This is a genomic window from Hymenobacter jeollabukensis (assembly GCF_005771675.1).
Classification (GTDB): Bacteria; Bacteroidota; Bacteroidia; order Cytophagales; family Hymenobacteraceae; genus Solirubrum; species Solirubrum jeollabukense.
This window is the reverse complement of the sequence record NZ_VAJM01000019.1, coordinates 61,033-78,900: the sequence shown is the minus strand read 5'-3', so window position 1 is coordinate 78,900 and position 17,868 is coordinate 61,033. Positions and strand designations below refer to the sequence as shown.

At 63.9% G+C, this 17,868-nt stretch carries 14 protein-coding genes and 1 tRNA gene; 10 read left to right on the top strand and 5 right to left on the bottom strand.

The features are described 5' to 3' along the window. Positions 1-149: 149 nt before the first annotated feature. A complete protein-coding gene (locus FDY95_RS24860) occupies positions 150-1,337 on the bottom strand; it encodes a phosphoglycerate kinase (RefSeq protein ID WP_138082251.1) in 1,188 nt (395 codons plus the stop codon). Positions 1,338-1,540: 203 nt separating this feature from the next. Between FDY95_RS24860 and FDY95_RS24855 the strand changes: the two genes are divergently transcribed. From FDY95_RS24855 to FDY95_RS24835, 5 genes are all read left to right on the top strand, one after another. Beyond that, positions 1,541-2,143, top strand: a complete 603-nt coding sequence (locus FDY95_RS24855; protein WP_138082249.1) for a porin family protein — start codon at positions 1,541-1,543, stop codon at positions 2,141-2,143. 84 nt (positions 2,144-2,227) lie between these two features. Next, positions 2,228-4,999 (top strand): D-alanine--D-alanine ligase family protein, encoded by a 2,772-nt coding sequence (locus FDY95_RS24850; RefSeq protein WP_138082247.1) that lies wholly within the window; start codon positions 2,228-2,230, stop codon positions 4,997-4,999. An 84-nt stretch (positions 5,000-5,083) separates the two neighbouring features. After that, on the top strand, positions 5,084-5,869 hold the full coding sequence (locus tag FDY95_RS24845; protein ID WP_138082245.1) for a PASTA domain-containing protein: 786 nt from the start codon (positions 5,084-5,086) through the stop codon (positions 5,867-5,869). Between the two features lie 135 nt (positions 5,870-6,004). Then, the gene (locus FDY95_RS24840) at positions 6,005-7,894 is read left to right on the top strand and encodes a T9SS type A sorting domain-containing protein (RefSeq protein WP_138082243.1); all 1,890 of its coding nucleotides are present in this window, start codon (positions 6,005-6,007) and stop codon (positions 7,892-7,894) included. A gap of 109 nt (positions 7,895-8,003) precedes the next feature. Further along, positions 8,004-8,303 (top strand): rhodanese-like domain-containing protein, encoded by a 300-nt coding sequence (locus tag FDY95_RS24835; RefSeq protein WP_138082241.1) that lies wholly within the window; start codon positions 8,004-8,006, stop codon positions 8,301-8,303. 105 nt (positions 8,304-8,408) lie between these two features. Here the strand turns inward: FDY95_RS24835 and FDY95_RS24830 are convergent, their stop codons facing one another. The 3 genes from FDY95_RS24830 to FDY95_RS24820 all read right to left on the bottom strand — a co-directional run bounded on the left by FDY95_RS24830 (position 8,409) and on the right by FDY95_RS24820 (position 12,428). Next, the gene (locus tag FDY95_RS24830; RefSeq protein WP_138082239.1) at positions 8,409-10,334 is read right to left on the bottom strand and encodes a RecQ family ATP-dependent DNA helicase; all 1,926 of its coding nucleotides are present in this window, start codon (positions 10,332-10,334) and stop codon (positions 8,409-8,411) included. A gap of 337 nt (positions 10,335-10,671) precedes the next feature. After that, complete coding sequence (locus FDY95_RS24825; protein ID WP_138082237.1) at positions 10,672-11,463, bottom strand: hypothetical protein; 792 nt, start codon at positions 11,461-11,463, stop codon at positions 10,672-10,674. A 311-nt stretch (positions 11,464-11,774) separates the two neighbouring features. Continuing rightward, positions 11,775-12,428, bottom strand: coding sequence for an ABC transporter ATP-binding protein (locus FDY95_RS24820; protein ID WP_138082235.1), 654 nt, complete (start codon positions 12,426-12,428; stop codon positions 11,775-11,777). An 88-nt stretch (positions 12,429-12,516) separates the two neighbouring features. Here FDY95_RS24820 and FDY95_RS24815 point away from each other — a divergent pair, with 88 nt between their 5' ends. From FDY95_RS24815 to FDY95_RS24805, 3 genes are all read left to right on the top strand, one after another. Beyond that, positions 12,517-13,611: a glycoside hydrolase family 113 gene (locus tag FDY95_RS24815; protein WP_138082233.1), complete on the top strand. Its 1,095-nt coding sequence runs from the start codon at positions 12,517-12,519 to the stop codon at positions 13,609-13,611. Between the two features lie 186 nt (positions 13,612-13,797). Further along, positions 13,798-15,006 (top strand): ADP-forming succinate--CoA ligase subunit beta, encoded by a 1,209-nt coding sequence (gene sucC / locus FDY95_RS24810; RefSeq protein ID WP_138082231.1) that lies wholly within the window; start codon positions 13,798-13,800, stop codon positions 15,004-15,006. Positions 15,007-15,312: 306 nt separating this feature from the next. Then, on the top strand, positions 15,313-16,194 hold the full coding sequence (locus FDY95_RS24805) for a transglutaminase-like domain-containing protein (RefSeq protein ID WP_138082229.1): 882 nt from the start codon (positions 15,313-15,315) through the stop codon (positions 16,192-16,194). Positions 16,195-16,277: 83 nt separating this feature from the next. Here FDY95_RS24805 and FDY95_RS24800 read toward each other — a convergent pair whose 3' ends face one another. Continuing rightward, on the bottom strand, positions 16,278-16,760 hold the full coding sequence (locus tag FDY95_RS24800; protein WP_138082227.1) for an organic hydroperoxide resistance protein: 483 nt from the start codon (positions 16,758-16,760) through the stop codon (positions 16,278-16,280). 136 nt (positions 16,761-16,896) lie between these two features. Here FDY95_RS24800 and FDY95_RS24795 point away from each other — a divergent pair. Together FDY95_RS24795 and FDY95_RS24790 are read left to right on the top strand one after the other, a co-directional pair. Further along, positions 16,897-16,968 (top strand) — tRNA-Arg (locus FDY95_RS24795). A 313-nt stretch (positions 16,969-17,281) separates the two neighbouring features. Continuing rightward, positions 17,282-17,779: a fasciclin domain-containing protein gene (locus tag FDY95_RS24790; protein WP_246074121.1), complete on the top strand. Its 498-nt coding sequence runs from the start codon at positions 17,282-17,284 to the stop codon at positions 17,777-17,779. Positions 17,780-17,868 lie beyond the last annotated feature (89 nt).

The following is a 17,868-nucleotide window of genomic DNA, read 5'->3' as shown; positions in this document are numbered from 1 at the left end:
TGGAGTATTTGTCCCATAGGGCCGTGCGGTAAGTAGCGTCAAAAGGTACACCACGACACCCTGGGACTATACACCTAAGCTTCTTGACTTAAATGCAAACGGCCCGCCGAACCAGGTTCAGCGGGCCGTTTTGTCGTTGTTCGAGCAGCTTAGCGCAGGGCGGCCACGCCGGGCAGTTCCTTGCCCTCCATGTACTCCAGCAGGGCGCCGCCGCCGGTGCTGATGTACGATACGCGGTCGGCGTAGCCGAGCTGGTTGACGGCCGCGGCGGAGTCGCCGCCGCCGATGAGGGAGTAGGCGCCGGCGGCCGTGGCTTCGGCAATGGCGCGGGCCATGTACTCGGTGCCGAGCGAGAAGTTGCTCATCTCGAACACGCCCATCGGGCCGTTCCAGAGGATGGTGCGCGAGTTGCGGATGATTTCGGCGAACAGCTCGCGGGTTTCGGGGCCGATGTCGAGGCCCAGCCAGCCGGTCGGGATGTGGTGGTTGGCGGCCACGTCCACGTTGGCGTCGTTGGCGAACTTATCGGCAATGAGGCTGTCGACGGGCAGCACCAGGTTCACGCCCTTCTCCTTGGCTTTCTGAATCAGACTCAGCGCCAGGTCCAGCTTGTCGGCTTCCAGCAGCGAGCTGCCGATTTCGCCGCCCTCGGCTTTGGCGAAAGTGAAGGCCATGCCCCCGCCGATGAGCAGGTTGTCGACCTTGTCGAGCAGCTGCTCGATGATTTCAATCTTGTCGGAAATCTTGGCCCCGCCCATGATGGCAGTGAAGGGCCGGGCAGCGTTGTTGAGCACGCGGTCGGCGTTTTCCACCTCGCTCAGCAGTAGGTAGCCGCCCACGCGGGCCTGCGGAAACGACTCGGCCACCACGGCCGTGGAGGCGTGACGGCGGTGAGCCGTGCCGAAGGCGTCGTTCACGTACACGTCGCCGAGGCGGGCCAGGCGCTGGGCAAAGGCGGCGTCGCCCTTCTCCTCCTCGGGGTGGAAGCGCAGGTTTTCGAGCAGCAGAATCTCGCCCGGCTGCAGCGCGGCGGCCTGCTGCGCGGCGTCGTCGCCCACCGCATCCGTCGCGAATTTCACCGGGGTGCCGTACTCCTGGCTGAGGCGCTGCACGAGGTGGTGCAGGGAGTACTTGTTTTCCGGTCCGCCCTTGGGCCGGCCCAGGTGCGACATCAGGATGACCGCGCCGCCGTCAGCCAGAATCTTCTGAATCGTGGGCGTGGCGGCCCGGATGCGGGTGTCGTCGGTGATGCGGTAGTCCTTGTCGAGGGGCACGTTGAAGTCGACGCGCACCAGGGCTTTCTTGCCGGCGAAGTTGTACTGGTCGATGGTCTGCATGAGAGCTGCCGTGAGGGGGTTGGGGGAACGGATGTGCCGCCGTTATACGCAGCGGCGGCGCGTAGTTCGGCCTTTTTCGCGCCGAATGCAAGATTTAGCCAGGGCCAGGCGTTGAGCCCGGCACTTTCCCCGGGCGGTTACCGGCGGGCGCCGGTCGTGTTGGGGCCGCTGCTTAACTTGCCCGACCATTTCTTTTCTATACCATGAAATCTGCCCTTATCCTGCTGGGCGCGGCCTTATTGCTGAGCCCGGCCGCTACGGCCCAACAGCTGCGCTTCGGCGCCAAAGTCGGCCTCAACTATTCCGATTCGCGGCTGCGTGGCGTAACCAACGATGGCACCGAGGCCATTTTCAGCTACCACCTCGGGGCCGTGGGCCGCTATTCATTCGGCCCCGACGCGTTCTGGAACGTCCAGGCCGAGCTGCTGTACTCGCGCAAGGGCGACAACTACACGCCGCGAGGTGGCACGGGCGTCGCCCAGCGCCGGCTCAACTACCTCGACCTGCCGGTGCTGGCTAAAATCAACGCCCACGGCCTCATGTTCGAGGCCGGCCCGCAAATTGGCTACCTGGTCGGCGCCAGCTACGACACCGGCGCCGGCACCAGCCACGACCGCAGCGGCTTCCGGCCGGTGCAGCTGGGCTACGTGGCGGGCGTGGGCTACGAGCTGCCATCCGGCTACAGCCTCACCATCCGTTACAACGGCGACGCTTTTCCCATCACGAAAGGCGGCGGCTTCCTCGACGGCCCGGCGTATTCCGTGTTCCAGGCCCAGTTCGGCTACCTGCTGGGCGGGCGGCAGTAACGTTTCGGCCGGCTTCGTTGTTAGGCGCCGAAGCGGCGGCCGGGTGCGGCGCACCGCTCGAAATTCGTCTACCTTTGCAGCAGCATGAGAATTGGCATTTTCTTCGGTGGTCCGTCGCGCGAGCGGGAAATTTCCTTTGCCGGCGGCCGGACGGTTTACGATAACCTCGACAAGTCGCTGTTCCAGGCCGTGCCGGTCTTTGTGGACAGCCACGGCAACTTCATCCTGCTCGACTGGCAGTACCTGTATAAGGGCACCATTCGGGACTTTTACCCGCCCGTATCGGCCCTGCCGCCCTCGGAGCTGAAGCTGCAGGTGTACCTGGAAAGCCTCGGCGAGCTGAGCGTGGACGAGCAGGACCGCATCATCGCCGAAGTGGGCCGCCGCCTGCGCCCCGACGAGCTGGCCGGCCTGATGGACTTTGCTTTCCTGGCCCTGCACGGGCCCGCGGGCGAAGACGGCGCCATTCAGGGCCTCCTAGAATGGTACGGCATTCCCTACTCCGGCTCCGGCATCCTGCCCTCGGCTTTCGGCATCGACAAGATTGCCCAGAAAACCCTGCTGCACGCGCTGAACCTGCCCTCCCCGGCCTTTCGCGTGCTCACGGCCGAAGAATTCGACGCGGCCGATCCGGCCGCGCTGCTGGCCTACGTGGAAAAAGAGTTGGGTCTGCCGCTGGTGGTGAAAGCCCCGCGCCAGGGCTCCAGCATCGGCGTGAGCATCGTGCGCGACGCGGACCCGGCCAAGTTCGTGGCCGCCGTGGAGCGCAGCCTGTTCCGCCGCACCGTCACCCGCGAAGACTGGCAGCGCCTCGGCGCCCAGGACCGCCTGGCCTGGGCCCAGCACCTGACCGACATCCGCGAGGGTATTGGCCTGCCGGTGGTGCTGGATGAGTTTTCAGCTGTCAGTTCCCAGTCGCCAGTAACTGGCAATGAGGACGGCCTGACAACTGACAACCCGCAACTGACAACCAACTTTATCTACCACCCCGAAGCCCTGCTGCGCGCCCTCGACGAGCGGCTGACCCTGCAGGATTCGGTGCGGCTGACCAATACCCAGGGCGAGCAGCAGGTGCTGCTGGAGGCCTTTGTGCAGGGCCGGGAGTTTTCCTGCATCGTGGTGGAAGACGTGGACGGCTCGCCGCTGGCTTTGCCGCCGACGGAAATCGTGAAGGGCACGGAGGTGTTCGACTACCGCTCAAAGTACCTGCCCGGCATGGCCCGCAAGGTCACGCCCATCGAGCTGCCCGAGGCCGACATTCAGCGCATTCGGGAGCAGTGCGAGCAGCTGTTCCGCACCTTCGGCTTCCAGGTGTACGCTCGCCTCGACGGCTTCATCACCGACTCAGGCGAGATATTCCTGAACGACCCGAACACCACCTCCGGGATGCTGCCGGCCTCGTTCTTCTTCCACCAGGCCGCCGAAATCGGGCTGAATCCCTCGCAGTTCCTCACCTACATCATCCGCACCTCGCTGGCCGCCCGGCGGCGCGGCGGGCTGCAGCCAGTGAAGCTGGGCCGGCAGCTGCGCGCCCTCGATGCGGCCGTGGCCAGCCGTCAGCGTGAGCAGAAGCCGCGCACCAAGGTGGCCGTCATCATGGGCGGCTACTCCTCGGAGCGGCACATTTCGGTGGAGAGCGGGCGGAACATCTTCGAGAAGCTCTCGTCCTCGGCCAAATACGAGCCGGTGCCGGTGTTCCTGACGGGCTCCTCCGAGAGCTACGAGCTGTACGTGCTGCCCATCAACGTGATGCTCAAGGACAACGCCGACGACATCCGCGACAAGGTGCTGCACCTGAGCGCGGGTCACGGCCAGCACCCGGTTCTGGAGCGCATCCGCCAGGCCGCCACCAACATCACGCATACCTACGCCGCGCAGTCGGTGGCCGTGCCCGAGAAGCTGAGCTTCGAGCAGCTGGCCCAGCGCGTGGATGAGGTGTTTATTGCCCTGCACGGCCGCCCCGGCGAGGATGGCGCCCTGCAGCAGCAGCTGGAGCGCGTGGGCCTGCCCTACAACGGCTCGGGCGCCGAGTCGAGCAGCATCACCATCAACAAGTTCGAAACCAACAAGCGCCTGCGCGAAGCCGGGCTGCGCGTGGCCGAGCACCGCATGGCCAGCCGCCTGGAGTGGGAAGCCGACGCCGACGCCTTCTACACCAGCCTCGAAAGCCAGTTCCACTACCCCTTCATTGCCAAGCCAGCTGACGACGGCTGCTCCTCGGCCGTGAAGAAAATCAAGAACCGCGCGGAGCTGGAGGCCTTCTGCCGCCTGATGTTCCGCGACCAGGAAGACCTGCTCGAAGACGCGGCCCGCACGCTGAGCCTGGGCTTCAAGGAGGAATTCCCGCGCAAGGATGCTTTCCTGGTCGAAACGCTCATTTCGCGCGACGGCGCCCGCCACTTCCTGGAAGTCACCGGCGGCCTGCTCACCCACCACCGCCCCGATGGCGGCCGCGACATCGAGGTGTTCGAGGCTTCCGAAGCCTTGGCCACCGGCGAGGTGCTGAGCCTGGAAGAGAAGTTCCTGGCCGGCGAGGGGCAGAACATCACCCCCGCCCGCTACGCCCCGGAAGCCCAGGAGCGCCAGCGCATTTCCGACGAGGTGAAGGCCGAGCTCAAGCGCGTGGCCGAGGTGCTCAACATCGAAGGCTACGCCCGCATCGACGCCTTCGTGCGCATCCGCGAGACGGGCGCGGTGGAAGTCATCATCATCGAGGTCAACTCCCTGCCCGGCATGACGCCCGCCACCTGCATCTTCCACCAGACCGCCCTGGCCGGCTACACGCCTTACGACTTCATCGACCAGATTCTGGAGTACGGCAAGAGCCGGAAGGAGGAGCTAGGAGTCAGAAGCTAGGAGCTAGTAACTTTGCGTTTCTGCTCTCCAACGGCCCACCTGCATTCTAGCTCCCAACTCCTAGATTCTAGCTCCTCCCTTTAAATGGCTTTCCTCAAATCCGATACCTGGCTGGACCTCGTCAAGCACCTCGTGGTGATTGGGCTGGTGTCCTTGCTGTTGCTGTTTCTCTTCTTCTTCGTGTATTTGCCCGTCACCACCAACCACGGCGAAACCATCGTGGTGCCGAAGGTGACCGGTATGCAGCTGGCCGACCTGGAGGACTACCTTGATGAGCGCGACCTAGCCTACTTCGTCGACGACAGCAGCTACTCGGCTACCTCGCGCCCCGGCCTAGTGCTCACGCAGGAGCCCCGGCCGGGCGAAAAGGTGAAGGAGGGCCGCAAGATTTACATCTCGGTGGCCATGAAAAACCCGCCCGTCATCAAGATGCCCAAGCTGACGGATGGCTCGGTGAAAAATGCCCAGATGATCCTGAACAGCTACGACCTGGTGGTGGGCAAGCTCACGCTGGTGCCCGACCTGCGCCAGAACGCGGTGCTCAAGCAGGAAGTGAACGGCAAGGAAATCAAGCCCGGCGACCCGATTACCAAGGGCACCAAAGTGGACCTGACCGTGGGCGACGGCCTGGGCAACCAGGAATTCCCGGTGCCCAGCGTGGTGGGTATGCCCGCCGACGAGGCCACGACGCTGCTGGCCGGTCAGGGTCTGCAGATCGGGGAAACCTTCTACCAGGCGCCCGAAGCGGGCCAGACCGAGGGCACCGTGGTGAAGCAGCGGCCCGAGGCCAGCAGCGGCGCCACCATCCGCTCGGGCCAGCTGGTCGACCTGTGGGTGGCCGGCGAAGAGCCGCTCAAGCCCGTCAAATAGCTTCCGTCATTCTTGAAAAAGCCGCCCGAGGTATTTCGGGCGGCTTTTTTATGTCCGGTCCGGCGCAGGTTTTCCGCCGCCGACAAAATCTTTTCCCTCCCCGGCTCGTTTGGGGTGCGTAACTTAACCCCGCTCATGAACTATCGGCTACGTTTACCCTTGTTGGTGTGGGCCTGCTTGCTGACCTGCTGCGGCCTGCCCACGGCCCTGCACGCCCAACAACTGCTTCCGCTGCCTTCCGACCCCGCCCGGGCCCGGGCCGTGGCCCCCGGCGCGGCACGCGGCACCGCCACTACCACCGCGCTGCCCCTGCCCTTCTTCGAAGACTTCGCCGGCCAGCCCGAAGGCAAACCCAACCGTACCCGCTGGAAAGACGGCAACGTGCTCGTCAACGAGCGGTTTTCGCAGGCGCCGCCCTCCCGCGGCATGGCTACTTTCGACGGGCTCGACTCGCTGGGGCGCTCCTACGGCCTGCCCTCTTCGTACGGCATCACCGACGTGCTTACCTCCCAGGCCATTGACCTGAGCGCCGGCCGTGTCGGCGACAAGACTTACCTGAGCTTCTACTGGCAAACGGGCTCCATCGTGGGCGGGCCCAACGACGAGCGGGGCGGCAACCGCGTGGTACGCCTGGCCCTGGAGTTCCTCGACAACACCGGCACCTGGCGCCAGGTGTGGTACAATCCCAGCCTTTTGGATGGCAATAACAGAACCCTGACGCGGTTCCGGCAGCGCTTTATTGCCGTCAACGACGCGCGTTACTTCCACGCGGGTTTCCGCTTCCGCTTCCGCAGCTACGGCCGCCTCTACGGCACCCTCGACACCTGGAACCTGGACTACCTCCGGCTCGACCGCAACCGCGACACCCTCAGTGCCTCGTATGCCGACCTGGCGCTCAGCGCGCCGCTTTCCTCCCTGCTGAAGCGCTACACGGCCATGCCTGCCTGGCAGTACAACGCCGCTGCCAATCCTGCGTTGGAGCTGAACGACAGCACTTTCACGACCTTCAATAATCTGGACACGGTGGCGGTAGGCACGCCGTATTCCTACCAGGGTAGGGTGCGCGTGCTACCCGCAGGTCCCGAAACGCAATTCCTGAGTGGCTCCGCATTAAGCTTGGCTGGCGTGAAACAAACGCGCCTCGGGGGCTCGGTGCGGGGCGTGCCGCTAACGGTGGCCGTCGGCACGCGGGTGCAGCACAGCATCAACCTCTCGCTGCTCGCGGGCGTGGGCGCGCCCAACGACACGGTCCGCCGCACGACCCGCTTTGCCGATTACTATGCCTACGACGACGGCTCGGCCGAAGGCACCGCGGCCCTGACGCCCGGCACCAATTTGCCCAACTCGCGCGCCATCCGCTTCGTGCTGAACCGCCCCGATCAGGTGCTCAAGATTCGCTACTACTACGCCGGTACCACCAGCATCGGTAGCGTGCCGCCAACGGCCACGGTGACGTTCGGCGTGTGGGATGCCGACGCCAACGGCCAGCCGACTGCCACGCCCAAAGCCACGTTCACCAAAGTCCTGCCCACCAGCGTAACCAGGGCGGGCTTTGACTCCATCACGTTCAGCCAAGCAGTGCCGGTCAGTGGCGAGTTTTTTATTGGCTACACCGAACCAGCCAATACCGGCCTGTTTATCCAGTTCGGGGCCGACCTGAACAGCCGCCCGCCGCAACAAATCTTTTTTGAGCGCCAAAACAACGCCTGGACCCTGAAGAACACCCTTATCGTGCCCATGCTGCGCCCCGTTATGTCGGGCCTCATTACCAGCGCCCACAGCGCCGCAGCCGATGCTGCCGTGCAAATTTATCCCAACCCCAGCACGGGCCTGGTGCAGGTGCAGGGCCGCTACACCCACGCCGTGGCGCTCGACGCGCTGGGCCGCACGGTGTGGGAGCAGCCCGCCGCCCAGGCGGGCCAGCCGCAGCTGGATTTGCGCCGCCTGCCGGCCGGCGTGTACCTGCTGCGCCTCACCTTGCCCGATGGCCGCGTGGGCAGCCAGCGCGTGGTGCTGCAGCCCTAGGCCAGCGCAACTTCGCTTGAATTTGCTTGTTTAGTGGGCCCCAAGGCTTCAGCGCCGCGGGGCCCATCCACTTTCCGCTTTCACTTTCCGCTTTCACTTTCCGCCATCCATGAACGACATCACCCCCTCCGAACTAAAAGAGCGTCAGCAGCAAAACCAGACTCCCGTTATCATCGACGTGCGTGAGCCGTGGGAGTACGAGGAAACGCGCATCGACGGCAGCCAGAACATTCCGCTGGGGGAACTGCCCGGCAAAATCGAAGACCTCGAAGACTTGAAGCACCAGGAAATCGTGGTGCACTGCAAAGGCGGCGGCCGCTCGGCCACGGCCAAGGCGCTGCTGCAGCAGCACGGCTTCGACAAGGTGCGTAACCTGCTGGGCGGCATCACAGCCTACAACGCCGGGTAAGCTCCCCCCGATCCGACAGCCAGAACCTGGTTCTGAGCAAAGCAGAACGTCATTCCGCACTTGTTGAGGAATGACGTTTTTTTATGCGCGGCGGCTTTTGTCTCCTCACGCCAGGGCCAGCTGCCCGCCGGCCGTGTAGCGCAGCTGCCCGGTATCGACTAAGTCGCGCAGCAGGGCCGTTAGGGCATCGGCCTGGGCGGGCGCGAAACCGGCCAGCAGCTCGCGCGGGGTCTGCGGGGCGGTGCGCAGCTGACTGAGCACCTGGGTGCGCAGGTCGGCGGCCACCACGGGCTTCTGCTGCTGGCGCTTTTCGGCCAGGCAATGGTCGCAGATGCCGCAGCGGGCGCTGTCCAGTTCGCCGAAGTACTCCAGCAGCATCTGCTGGCGGCAGCGCGTGCCTGCGGCGTAGCGGATGACGGCTTCGGTCTTGAGCACGTCCCGGTCGCGGGCCGCGTCGAGGCTGCGGGCGTCGAGGGGCAGGCGGGCCACGTCGAGGCGCGGAGTGGTGAAAAGGACCTGGGGCGAGTCGTGGCGCGGCTGGTACTGCACGATGCCCGACTTGTGCAAAAACTCCAGCGTCTTGCGCACTTCCACGGTGCTCCAGCGCAGCGTCTGGCTCAGCTGCCCCTCCGACACGCTGATAAAGCTGCTGAACACCTCGCCGCCGTAGTGCCGCAGAATGGCCTTGATGAGCTGGTCGTGGCGCACGTTGGCCACCTGGAAGCGGTACAGGTCGCGCGCGTCGATGGGAATAAACACCTTGGCCGGGTTGTTCACCGCTTCGTTGAGCTGCACAAGGCCGGCTTTTTCCAGGGTGCGCAGGGAGTTATGCACGTCCAGGGGCTTGAGGCGGTAGGTGCTGGCGAAAGCGACGAGGTCGAAGTCGAAGGCCACCATCTCGCCGCCGCCCACGGCCGTGCCCGAGTAGTTGGCCAGCGCCTGGTACACGCGCCGCACCACGTCGAGGGGCGGGTGGCTCTGCAGCACGCGGCGGCGCATTTCGTCGGCGTCGTTGGGAGCCCAGAGCAGCACGGCAAAGGCGTACAGCTCGTCGCGCCCGGCGCGGCCGGCTTCCTGGTAATATGCTTCCAGCGAATCGGGCGCGTCGAGGTGGATGACGCAGCGCACGTCGGGCTTGTCGATGCCCATGCCGAAGGCATTGGTGGCCACCACAATGCGCGTTTTATCGTTGGTCCACTCCTGCTGCACGCGGCTGCGCTGCTCGGCGGGGAGGCCGGCGTGGTAGGCGGCGGCGCTCAGACCGTGCTGCTGCAGCCAGGCGGCGGCCATTTCGGTTTGCTTGCGGGTGCGGGCGTACACCACGGCCGTTTTGCCGGGCCCCACACCCTTGAGCACCTGCAGCAGCCGCTGCAGCTTATCCTCGGTTTCCAGCACCGAGTACGAGAGGTTGGGCCGCTGGAAGCTGCGCTGAAACGTTTGCCCCGTCGGCCCGAAGTTGAGCTTCTCGCGGATGTCGCGGCGCACGTCCTCGGTGGCAGTGGCGGTGAGGGCCAGCACCGGCACGCCCGGCAGCAGCTCGCGCAGGGCGCTGAGCTGCAGGTAAGGCGGGCGGAAGTCGTAGCCCCACTGCGAGAGGCAGTGCGCCTCGTCGACGGCAATGAGCTGCACCTTCATCTTGGGCGCGCGGGCCCGGAACATGTCCGTCAGCAGCCGCTCGGGCGACACGTAGAGGAACTTCACCGGCCCGTACACGCAGTTGTCGAGCGTCTGGTCGATGTCGCGGTGGCTCATGCCCGCGTACACCGCCTCGGCCTTGATGCCGCGCTTGCGCAGGTTTTCCACCTGGTCCTTCATCAGCGCAATCAGTGGCGAAATGACCAGGCACAGCCCTTCCCGCGCCAGCGTGGGCACCTGAAAACAGACGCTCTTGCCCCCGCCGGTGGGCAGCAAGGCCAGCGTATCCTGCCCGGCCAGTACCGAGCGGATAATGTCCTCCTGCCCCGGCCGAAACGCCCGGTGCCCCCAGTGCTGGCGCAGAACGGACAGAATATCTTCGGTAGGAACGGACACGGCGAATAGCTGTTTTTGGGACGGCGAAGATACAGCCGCCCCCGCAGTGTTGCCAGTGGCCAGCGGTGGCACCAGCCGTCATTGCGAGCAAAGCGAAGCAATCGGTCCTGGCCAACGTGCCAACCGCCAAATGAGCACTGCCCAAAATTACCGTTGCGCAGTTCTGGGCGGTGCCGTTGTTGGTTGGTGTCAGTTGTGGCGGTGGCGCTACTAGAGGAAAGATTGCCGCGCTTCGCTCGCAATGACGGCCGATGAACCGTTGCCATCGGCACACGAAAAAGCCCGACCTCTTGCGAAGCCGGGCTTTCCCAATCTATCAATACATCACTAAAGCTTGTTAGGCGGCCACCTGGCCGTTCTCGCGGTCATCGATGGTCTTCTTCAGGTTGGCAATGGCCTGGGTGGCGCGCTCCTGGTCGAGTTTGTTGATGTTCAGCAGCATCTTGGTTTTCTCCTGCCGCGTCACCACCGGGTGGTTGAGCAGGCGGATGATTTCCTCTTTCTGCTGCGCGGTGGCGTAAGCCGGGTTGGAGGCGGCCGGGGCCAGCGGCTCGGCTACGGCCGGCGTAGGCTGCTCGGTCACCACGGCTTTCATCGGCGTGGGCTCGGTGGCCACGGGCTGCGGGCGGACATCAGGCGTGTTGCCGCCGTACTCCATTTCCTCAGCCGGCGTGGGCTCGTAGCCAGCGGCACGAATAATCCAAGCCAGGATGTTGCGGTAGGCCTTACCGATGGCGCGGGTCTGCGCCATGGAGGCAATGGCAAATTCCTGGTAGAATTTCTTGCCCTGCTCCTTGTTCGAGCAGATGGCGAAGCCGGCGCCGACGGTGTGCTGGCTGCGCAGGTCAAACAGCGTCACCTTGGCCTGGTACTTGATTTCCGAGTCGGTGCTCATGTTGATGACGTGGTCGACGATGGGCACGATGCCCAGGCGCGAGCCGGCGTACTGCCAGCCCTCCACGTTCACAAACTCTTTGCCCTGCACGGAAGTCGTGAGCTTGTTTTCCTTGATGAAGTTCGCCAAGTCTTTGGCCAAGGTCAACGTCTCGTCCGAACGCGAGATGTCGTAGCTCTCGGCTTTCGGCTTGCGAATCGGTGCTTTGGTGTTGTCTTTTTGTGCCTCAGTCATGGCTTTGTTCTTTAGTCCCTGTAGTACGTTCTGTGTTACGTAAAGATAACGCATCGGCCCAGCTAAAGGTGCGAAAAACAGTGGATTTTTTAGTAAATTTTAACTCTGACAATCAACAACTTATAGCAAGTATTCAAAAACATAAAAGCTAAAGCCGTTAGCAGAACATTTTTCTTAGCCGCAAGGTGCCCGCAAACCTAAATGAGGTTGGCATCGGTCAGCAGCCCGCTACTGCCGGTGATACGCAAAAAAAGCCGCCGCGTCTAGGTCGATGCGGCGGCTTCCAAAGCATGGGATTATGCGGCCCCTGGCTATTCCAGGATGTGCCCGTCGCGCATGGTGATGGTGCGGTCGGCCATGGCGGCCAGCTGGTCGTTGTGGGTCACGATGACGAAGGTCTGGCCCAGCTCCTTGCGCAGCAGAAAGAAAATCTGGTGCAGCTCGGCCGCGTTCTTCGAGTCGAGGTTGCCCGAAGGCTCGTCGGCGAAGATGATTTCGGGCGAGTTGATCAGGGCCCGCGCCACCGACACGCGCTGCTGCTCCCCGCCCGACATTTCCGAAGGCTTATGGTCGGCGCGGCGCTCCAGGTTGAGCATGCCCAGCAATTCGCGGGCCCGGACGCGGGTTTCTTTTTCGGAGCGCCCGGCCAGGTAGGCGGGCAAGCACACGTTTTCGAGCGCCGTGAATTCGGGCAGCAGGTTGTGAAACTGGAACACGAAGCCGATGTGGCGGTTGCGGAAGCGGGCCAGGTCGGAGCGTTTCAGGCTGCTGACGGATTCGCCATCGAAGAGCACTTCGCCGGTGTCGGGCGTGTCCAGGGTGCCCAGAATGTGGAGCAGGGTGCTTTTGCCGGCGCCGGACGAACCGACGATGGACACGATTTCGGACTTTTCGATGGTCAGGTCGATGCCCTTGAGCACTTCCAGCGAACCGTAGCGTTTGCGGATGTTAACGGCCTGCAGCAAACCGGCGGGGGAGTTAGGAGAAAGAAAAACGGATACGGGCAAAGCTACGCAGAACCGGCCGATGCGGGTTGCCCCGTATCTTGGCCCCATGCGCAACCGGCCGCTTATACGCAACCTCGGCCTCGGCGGCCTACTGCCGCTGAGCTTTCTGCTGCTGGCCGGCCGCTGCACGCCGCCCGCCACGCGCACTGCCCGCCCCCTGGTGCCACCCGCCGAGCGGCTGCGCGGCGTGAGCTGGGTAGCGGCCGATTCTACTACGGAAGACGAAATTCTGGCCCTGCGGCGCAACCACGTCACCTGGATTGCCCAGACGCCCTTCGGCTGGCAGGCCGACTCCGCCTCCCCGGAAGTGGTGCTGCAAACCGGGGGCGGCCGGCGCCGGCGCATCTTCTGGGGCGAAGCCGACAGCGGGCTGGTGCATACCGCCCGGCTGGCCCGGCGCCACGGCATTCATACCTTATTGAAGCCGCACCTGTGGCTGCGCAGCCCGGGCCAATGGCCCGGGCAGGTGCAAATGCGCAGCGCCGCCGACTGGCAGCGCTGGTTCACGAGCTACTCCGCGTTTATCCTGCACTACGCCCGGCTGGCCGAGCAGCACCACCTGGAAGCCCTCTGCATCGGCACCGAGCTGAAGCATGCCGCCGTGGAGCACGAAGCGGAGTGGCGCCGGCTCATCGGCGACATCCGGCGGGTGTACCACGGGCAGCTCACCTACGCCGCCAACTGGCACGAGGAGTACGAGCACATCCGCTTCTGGGACGCGCTGGACTTCATCGGCGTGCAGGCCTATTTCCCGCTCAGCCCCAAGGCCCAGCCCGACACCGCCGAGCTGCGCCGGTCCTGGCAGCCGCATTTGCAGGCCCTGGCCCGCGTGCAGCAGCGCTACCGCAAGCCAGTCGTCTTCACCGAGGCCGGCTACCGCTCCATCCCGACGGCCGCCGCCGCGCCCTGGGAATGGCCCGACCCGCGCCGGCCCACGCCCGAAGACGACGCCACCCAGGCCGCCTGCTACGAGGCCCTGTTTCGCAGCTGCTGGCGGCAGCCCTGGCTGGCCGGCGTGTTCATCTGGAAGTGGTACCCCGGCCTGCCGCCCGACGCTATGGGCCGCCGCCGCACCGACTACACGCCCCAGCACCGCCCCGCCGAGCAGGTCATGGCCCACTGGTACGGTTCGGGTGAGTAGGTGACAGGACAGTACTGGCTTATTCTGTAGAAGGCTGGCTTCGTGCAAAGAGGCAGCAACGCATCTATACAGCTGATTTTCAAACCTTACCCGCCTGTTACTTGTCACATGTTACCTGTCACCTAAAATATTGCCTACTTTCGCGGGCACATTTCCGGAACCCGAAAACCCACTCTCGTTCACTCTATGAACATTCACGAATATCAGGGCAAGGACATCCTCAAGCGCTACGGCGTCCGCGTGCAGGAAGGCATCGTAGCGGAAACGGCTGAAGAGGCTGTGGAGGCTGCCAAAAAGCTCACCGAGCAGACCGGCACCGGCTGGCACGTTATCAAAGCCCAGATCCACGCGGGCGGCCGCGGCAAAGGGGGCGGCGTAAAGCTGGCCAAAAACCTTGACCAGGTGCGTGAAATTGCCGGCCAGATCATCGGCATGCAGCTGGTGACCAAGCAAACCGGCGCCGAAGGCCGCAAAGTCCACAAAGTACTGGTAGCCCAGGACGTGTACTACCCCGGCGAGTCGGACGTCAAAGAATTCTACATGTCGGTGCTGCTGGACCGCGCGTCCGGCAAGAACGTCATCATCTACACCACCGAGGGTGGCATGGACATCGAGGAGGTAGCCGAGGCGCATCCCGACAAGATCCTGAAGGAGTACGTGGACCCGCGCGTGGGCTTCCGTCCCTTCCAGGCCGGCAAGATTGCCTTCAACCTGGGCCTGTCGGGCGAGGCGTACAAGGAGATGGTGAAGTTCGTGCAGGCGCTGTACAAGGCCTACGACGACACCGACTCGGCCATGTTCGAAATCAACCCGGTGCTCAAGACCTCGGACAACAAGATCCTGGCCGTGGACGCCAAGGTGACGCTGGACGAAAACGCGCTGTACCGCCACAAGGACTTCGCCGCCCTGCGCGACACCAACGAGGAAGACCCGCTGGAAGTGGAAGCCTCGGCTTCGAACCTGAACTACGTGAAGCTCGACGGTAACGTGGGCTGCATGGTGAACGGCGCCGGCCTGGCCATGGCCACGATGGACATCATCAAGCTGAGCGGCGGCGAGCCGGCCAACTTCCTCGACGTGGGGGGTGGAGCCAACGCCCAGACCGTGGAAGCCGGTTTCCGCATCATCCTGAAGGACCCGAACGTGAAGGCCATCCTGATCAACATCTTCGGGGGCATCGTGCGCTGCGACCGGGTGGCCAACGGCGTGGTGGAAGCCTACAAGAACATCGGCGACATCCGCGTGCCCATCATCGTGCGCCTGCAAGGGACCAACGCCGAAGAGGGCGCCCGCATCATCGACGAGTCGGGCCTGAAGGTGTACTCGGCCGTGCTGCTGAAGGACGCCGCCCAGAAAGTGAAGGAAGTGCTGGCCATGCAGGAGCAACAAGCCTAACGCAAGGGCTTACGCATTCCGAACCAGAGCAAGCCCCGCCGACAACCTCGGCGGGGCTTCTTCTTGTGAAAAAAATTCTGGAAAAACAATCACATATATTTTTTATCATATCGTAAATTGGACGAGTTATATTTGCTGCGCCTGTTTTTGAACTCTGACTGTAACCGTAGGCTTTTGCTCAGTTTGTCAGCAGGTTAACGCTTCACGGCAAGTAAAGCTGGTTCCTCAGTGGCAACCCTCGGTTGCCAACCCCTTCGCGGGTTTTTCCGTTTGCAGGCACTCCACCCCGGTAAACCATCCATCTCCATGCATAAAACATTTACGGGACTGTTGATTTTGCTTGGGCTAGGACTGGGCTCCCCCGCGTGGGCCCAGTCGACGGCGCCCTCCTTCGAGGCGCCCCTGCCCTTCAGCAATGCCCCCACGACCATAGCCGCGTACAGCTTCCACTACAGCACGCCCGACGACTTCTACCTGCAGACCCTGCGCGACCGGTACGGCCTGGAGGCCGTAGCCGCCACCGAGTCGACGACGCTGGGCAAGGTGAAGGCCCTGAGCCTGTGGGTGCATAACCGCCTGGTGCACGACGGCCGCATCGCCTCGACCAAGACGGACCCGATGGAAATCCTCGACGATGCGCTGGTGGGCAAGTCGGTGCAGTGCATTGAGTTCGGCCGCGTGATGGCGGCGGTGCTCACGGCCATGGGCATGCCCGCCCGGCCGCTGTTTCTGAAAGCCGCCGACGCCGACAAGCGCGGCTCGGCCGGCGGCCACGTGCTGACGGAAGTATGGCTGGAGGAATTTCAGAAGTGGGCCGTGGTCGACAGCCAATGGGACGTGCTGCCTACCCTGAACGGCACACCCGTCAGTGCGGTGGAGTTGCAGCACGCGCTGGCCAACAAGACGGCCGGGCTGACGGGCGAAACCTCCACCGACGCCAAAATCAAGTTCTACTACCGCTGGCTGCAGCCCTACCTGTACTACTTCGATACGCCGCTGGACAACCGCTACGGCGTGCGCACCGGCAATGCCAGCCTGATGCTGATGCCCATCGGGGCCAAGAAGCTGACCATGTTTCACCGCACCACCAAGCTCAGCGGTATGCGCTACACCACCTCCACGGCCGTGTTCTACCCGAACCCCTTGGAAACGCACCAGGCGCAGGAGCACCTGAAGTCCATCGACTGACGCCTGCTTCGGCACACCCTCTAACAACGGCCGCGCCCGTCCGAAGCTTTCGGACGGGCGCGGCTGCGTTAGGGCAGAATCGGTTAGCCGTTGTGCGCTACGCCGGCGTTTTCTTCGGCCTGCACGGGCAGGGGCTGGCCTTTCACGCGCAGCTCCACCTCCATGTTGCCGCGGGTGCCCACCGAGTACGGGCAGATGCGGTGGGCCTGCCGCACCATCTCGATGGTTTTGGCCTCGTCGAACTTCTTCAGGTCCACGTCGAGCACGGCGCTGAGGCCGTAGCCCTCCCCTTCCTGGAACAGCGACACGGAGCAGTTGACGGTGGTTTCGGGGTCGAGCCGGTCGCCGGCGCGCTGGGCAATGACGAGCAGGGCCTGCTGGAAGCACGAGGAGTAGCCCGCGGCGAACAGTTCTTCGGGGTTGGTGGCGCCGCGCTTGCCGCCGAGGCCCTCGGGCACCGACATATCGAGGTCGATGACGCCCGAGGTGGAGCGCACGTGGCCGCTACGGCCGCCGACGGCCTGCGCCTCAGCGGTATACAAGGTTTTCTTTTCGGACGAAGCCATAGGAACGGACTTAGGGTTTGGGTTGGTATCAGACTAAACTGCCAACCGGAATAGAAGGTTACGGGCGGAATTTTCAGGAAAACGCCACCGGGGTTTGGCTGCGCCGCATTTTTGCCTACTTTTGTCGCCCACTACCGGCCACGTAGTACAACGGATAGTATAGGAGTCTCCGAAGCTCTTGATCCAGGTTCGATTCCTGGCGTGGCCACTTTTTATGCTGCTTGCCCTTGCCGCCCGGCGCCTTTACTGGTAGCCGGGCGGTGGCTTTTTTGGGCGTTGGTGAATGACGAAGCAATCCGGTCCGGGGGCGGGCGTCGTAAGTCGGGCTCAGTTCAATCTCACCACACCAACACCTTACGACCATGCTCAAGCACGCTCTTACCGCCGCCCTGCTGCTGGCCCTCACGGCCGGCTATTCCGCCACGGCCCAGGCCCAAACCAAAGTGAAGGCCAAGGAGGACCGGATGAAAATGAAGGACAAAGACCACAAAGCCATGAACGGCAGCACCACCGGTGGCGGCATGGGCGCCTCGGGCAGCATGGCCGGCTCGTCGGCGGGCGTGATGGTGGGCGGCGCCATGATGACGCCCGACAAGGACATCGTGGCCAACGCCCTGGGCTCGGCCGACCATACCACGCTGGTGACGGCCGTAAAGGCGGCCGACCTGGTACCGACGCTGCAGGGCGCGGGGCCGTTCACGGTATTCGCCCCGACCAACGAGGCCTTCGGCAAGTTGCCCGCCGGCACGGTGGAGACGCTGGTAAAGCCCGAAAACAAGGCCAAGCTCACCACCGTGTTGACTTACCACGTGGTGCCCGGCCGCTACCTCGCTTCTGACCTGAAGGACGGGCAGAAACTCACCACCGTGGAAGGCGAGACGCTGACGGTGATGAAAAAGGGCAACGCGGTGATGCTGCATGACTCGAAAGGCAGCATGTCGACGGTGACCATTCCGAACGTGGTGTCGAGCAACGGGGTGACGCACGTGGTGGACACGGTGCTGATGCCGGCGCGCTAAGCGGCAATTTCACGTGGAGCAAAAAAGTCCTTTCCGTGCGCCGGAAAGGGCTTTTTTGCTTGATTGGCAGGGCATCGAACAGTCGACGA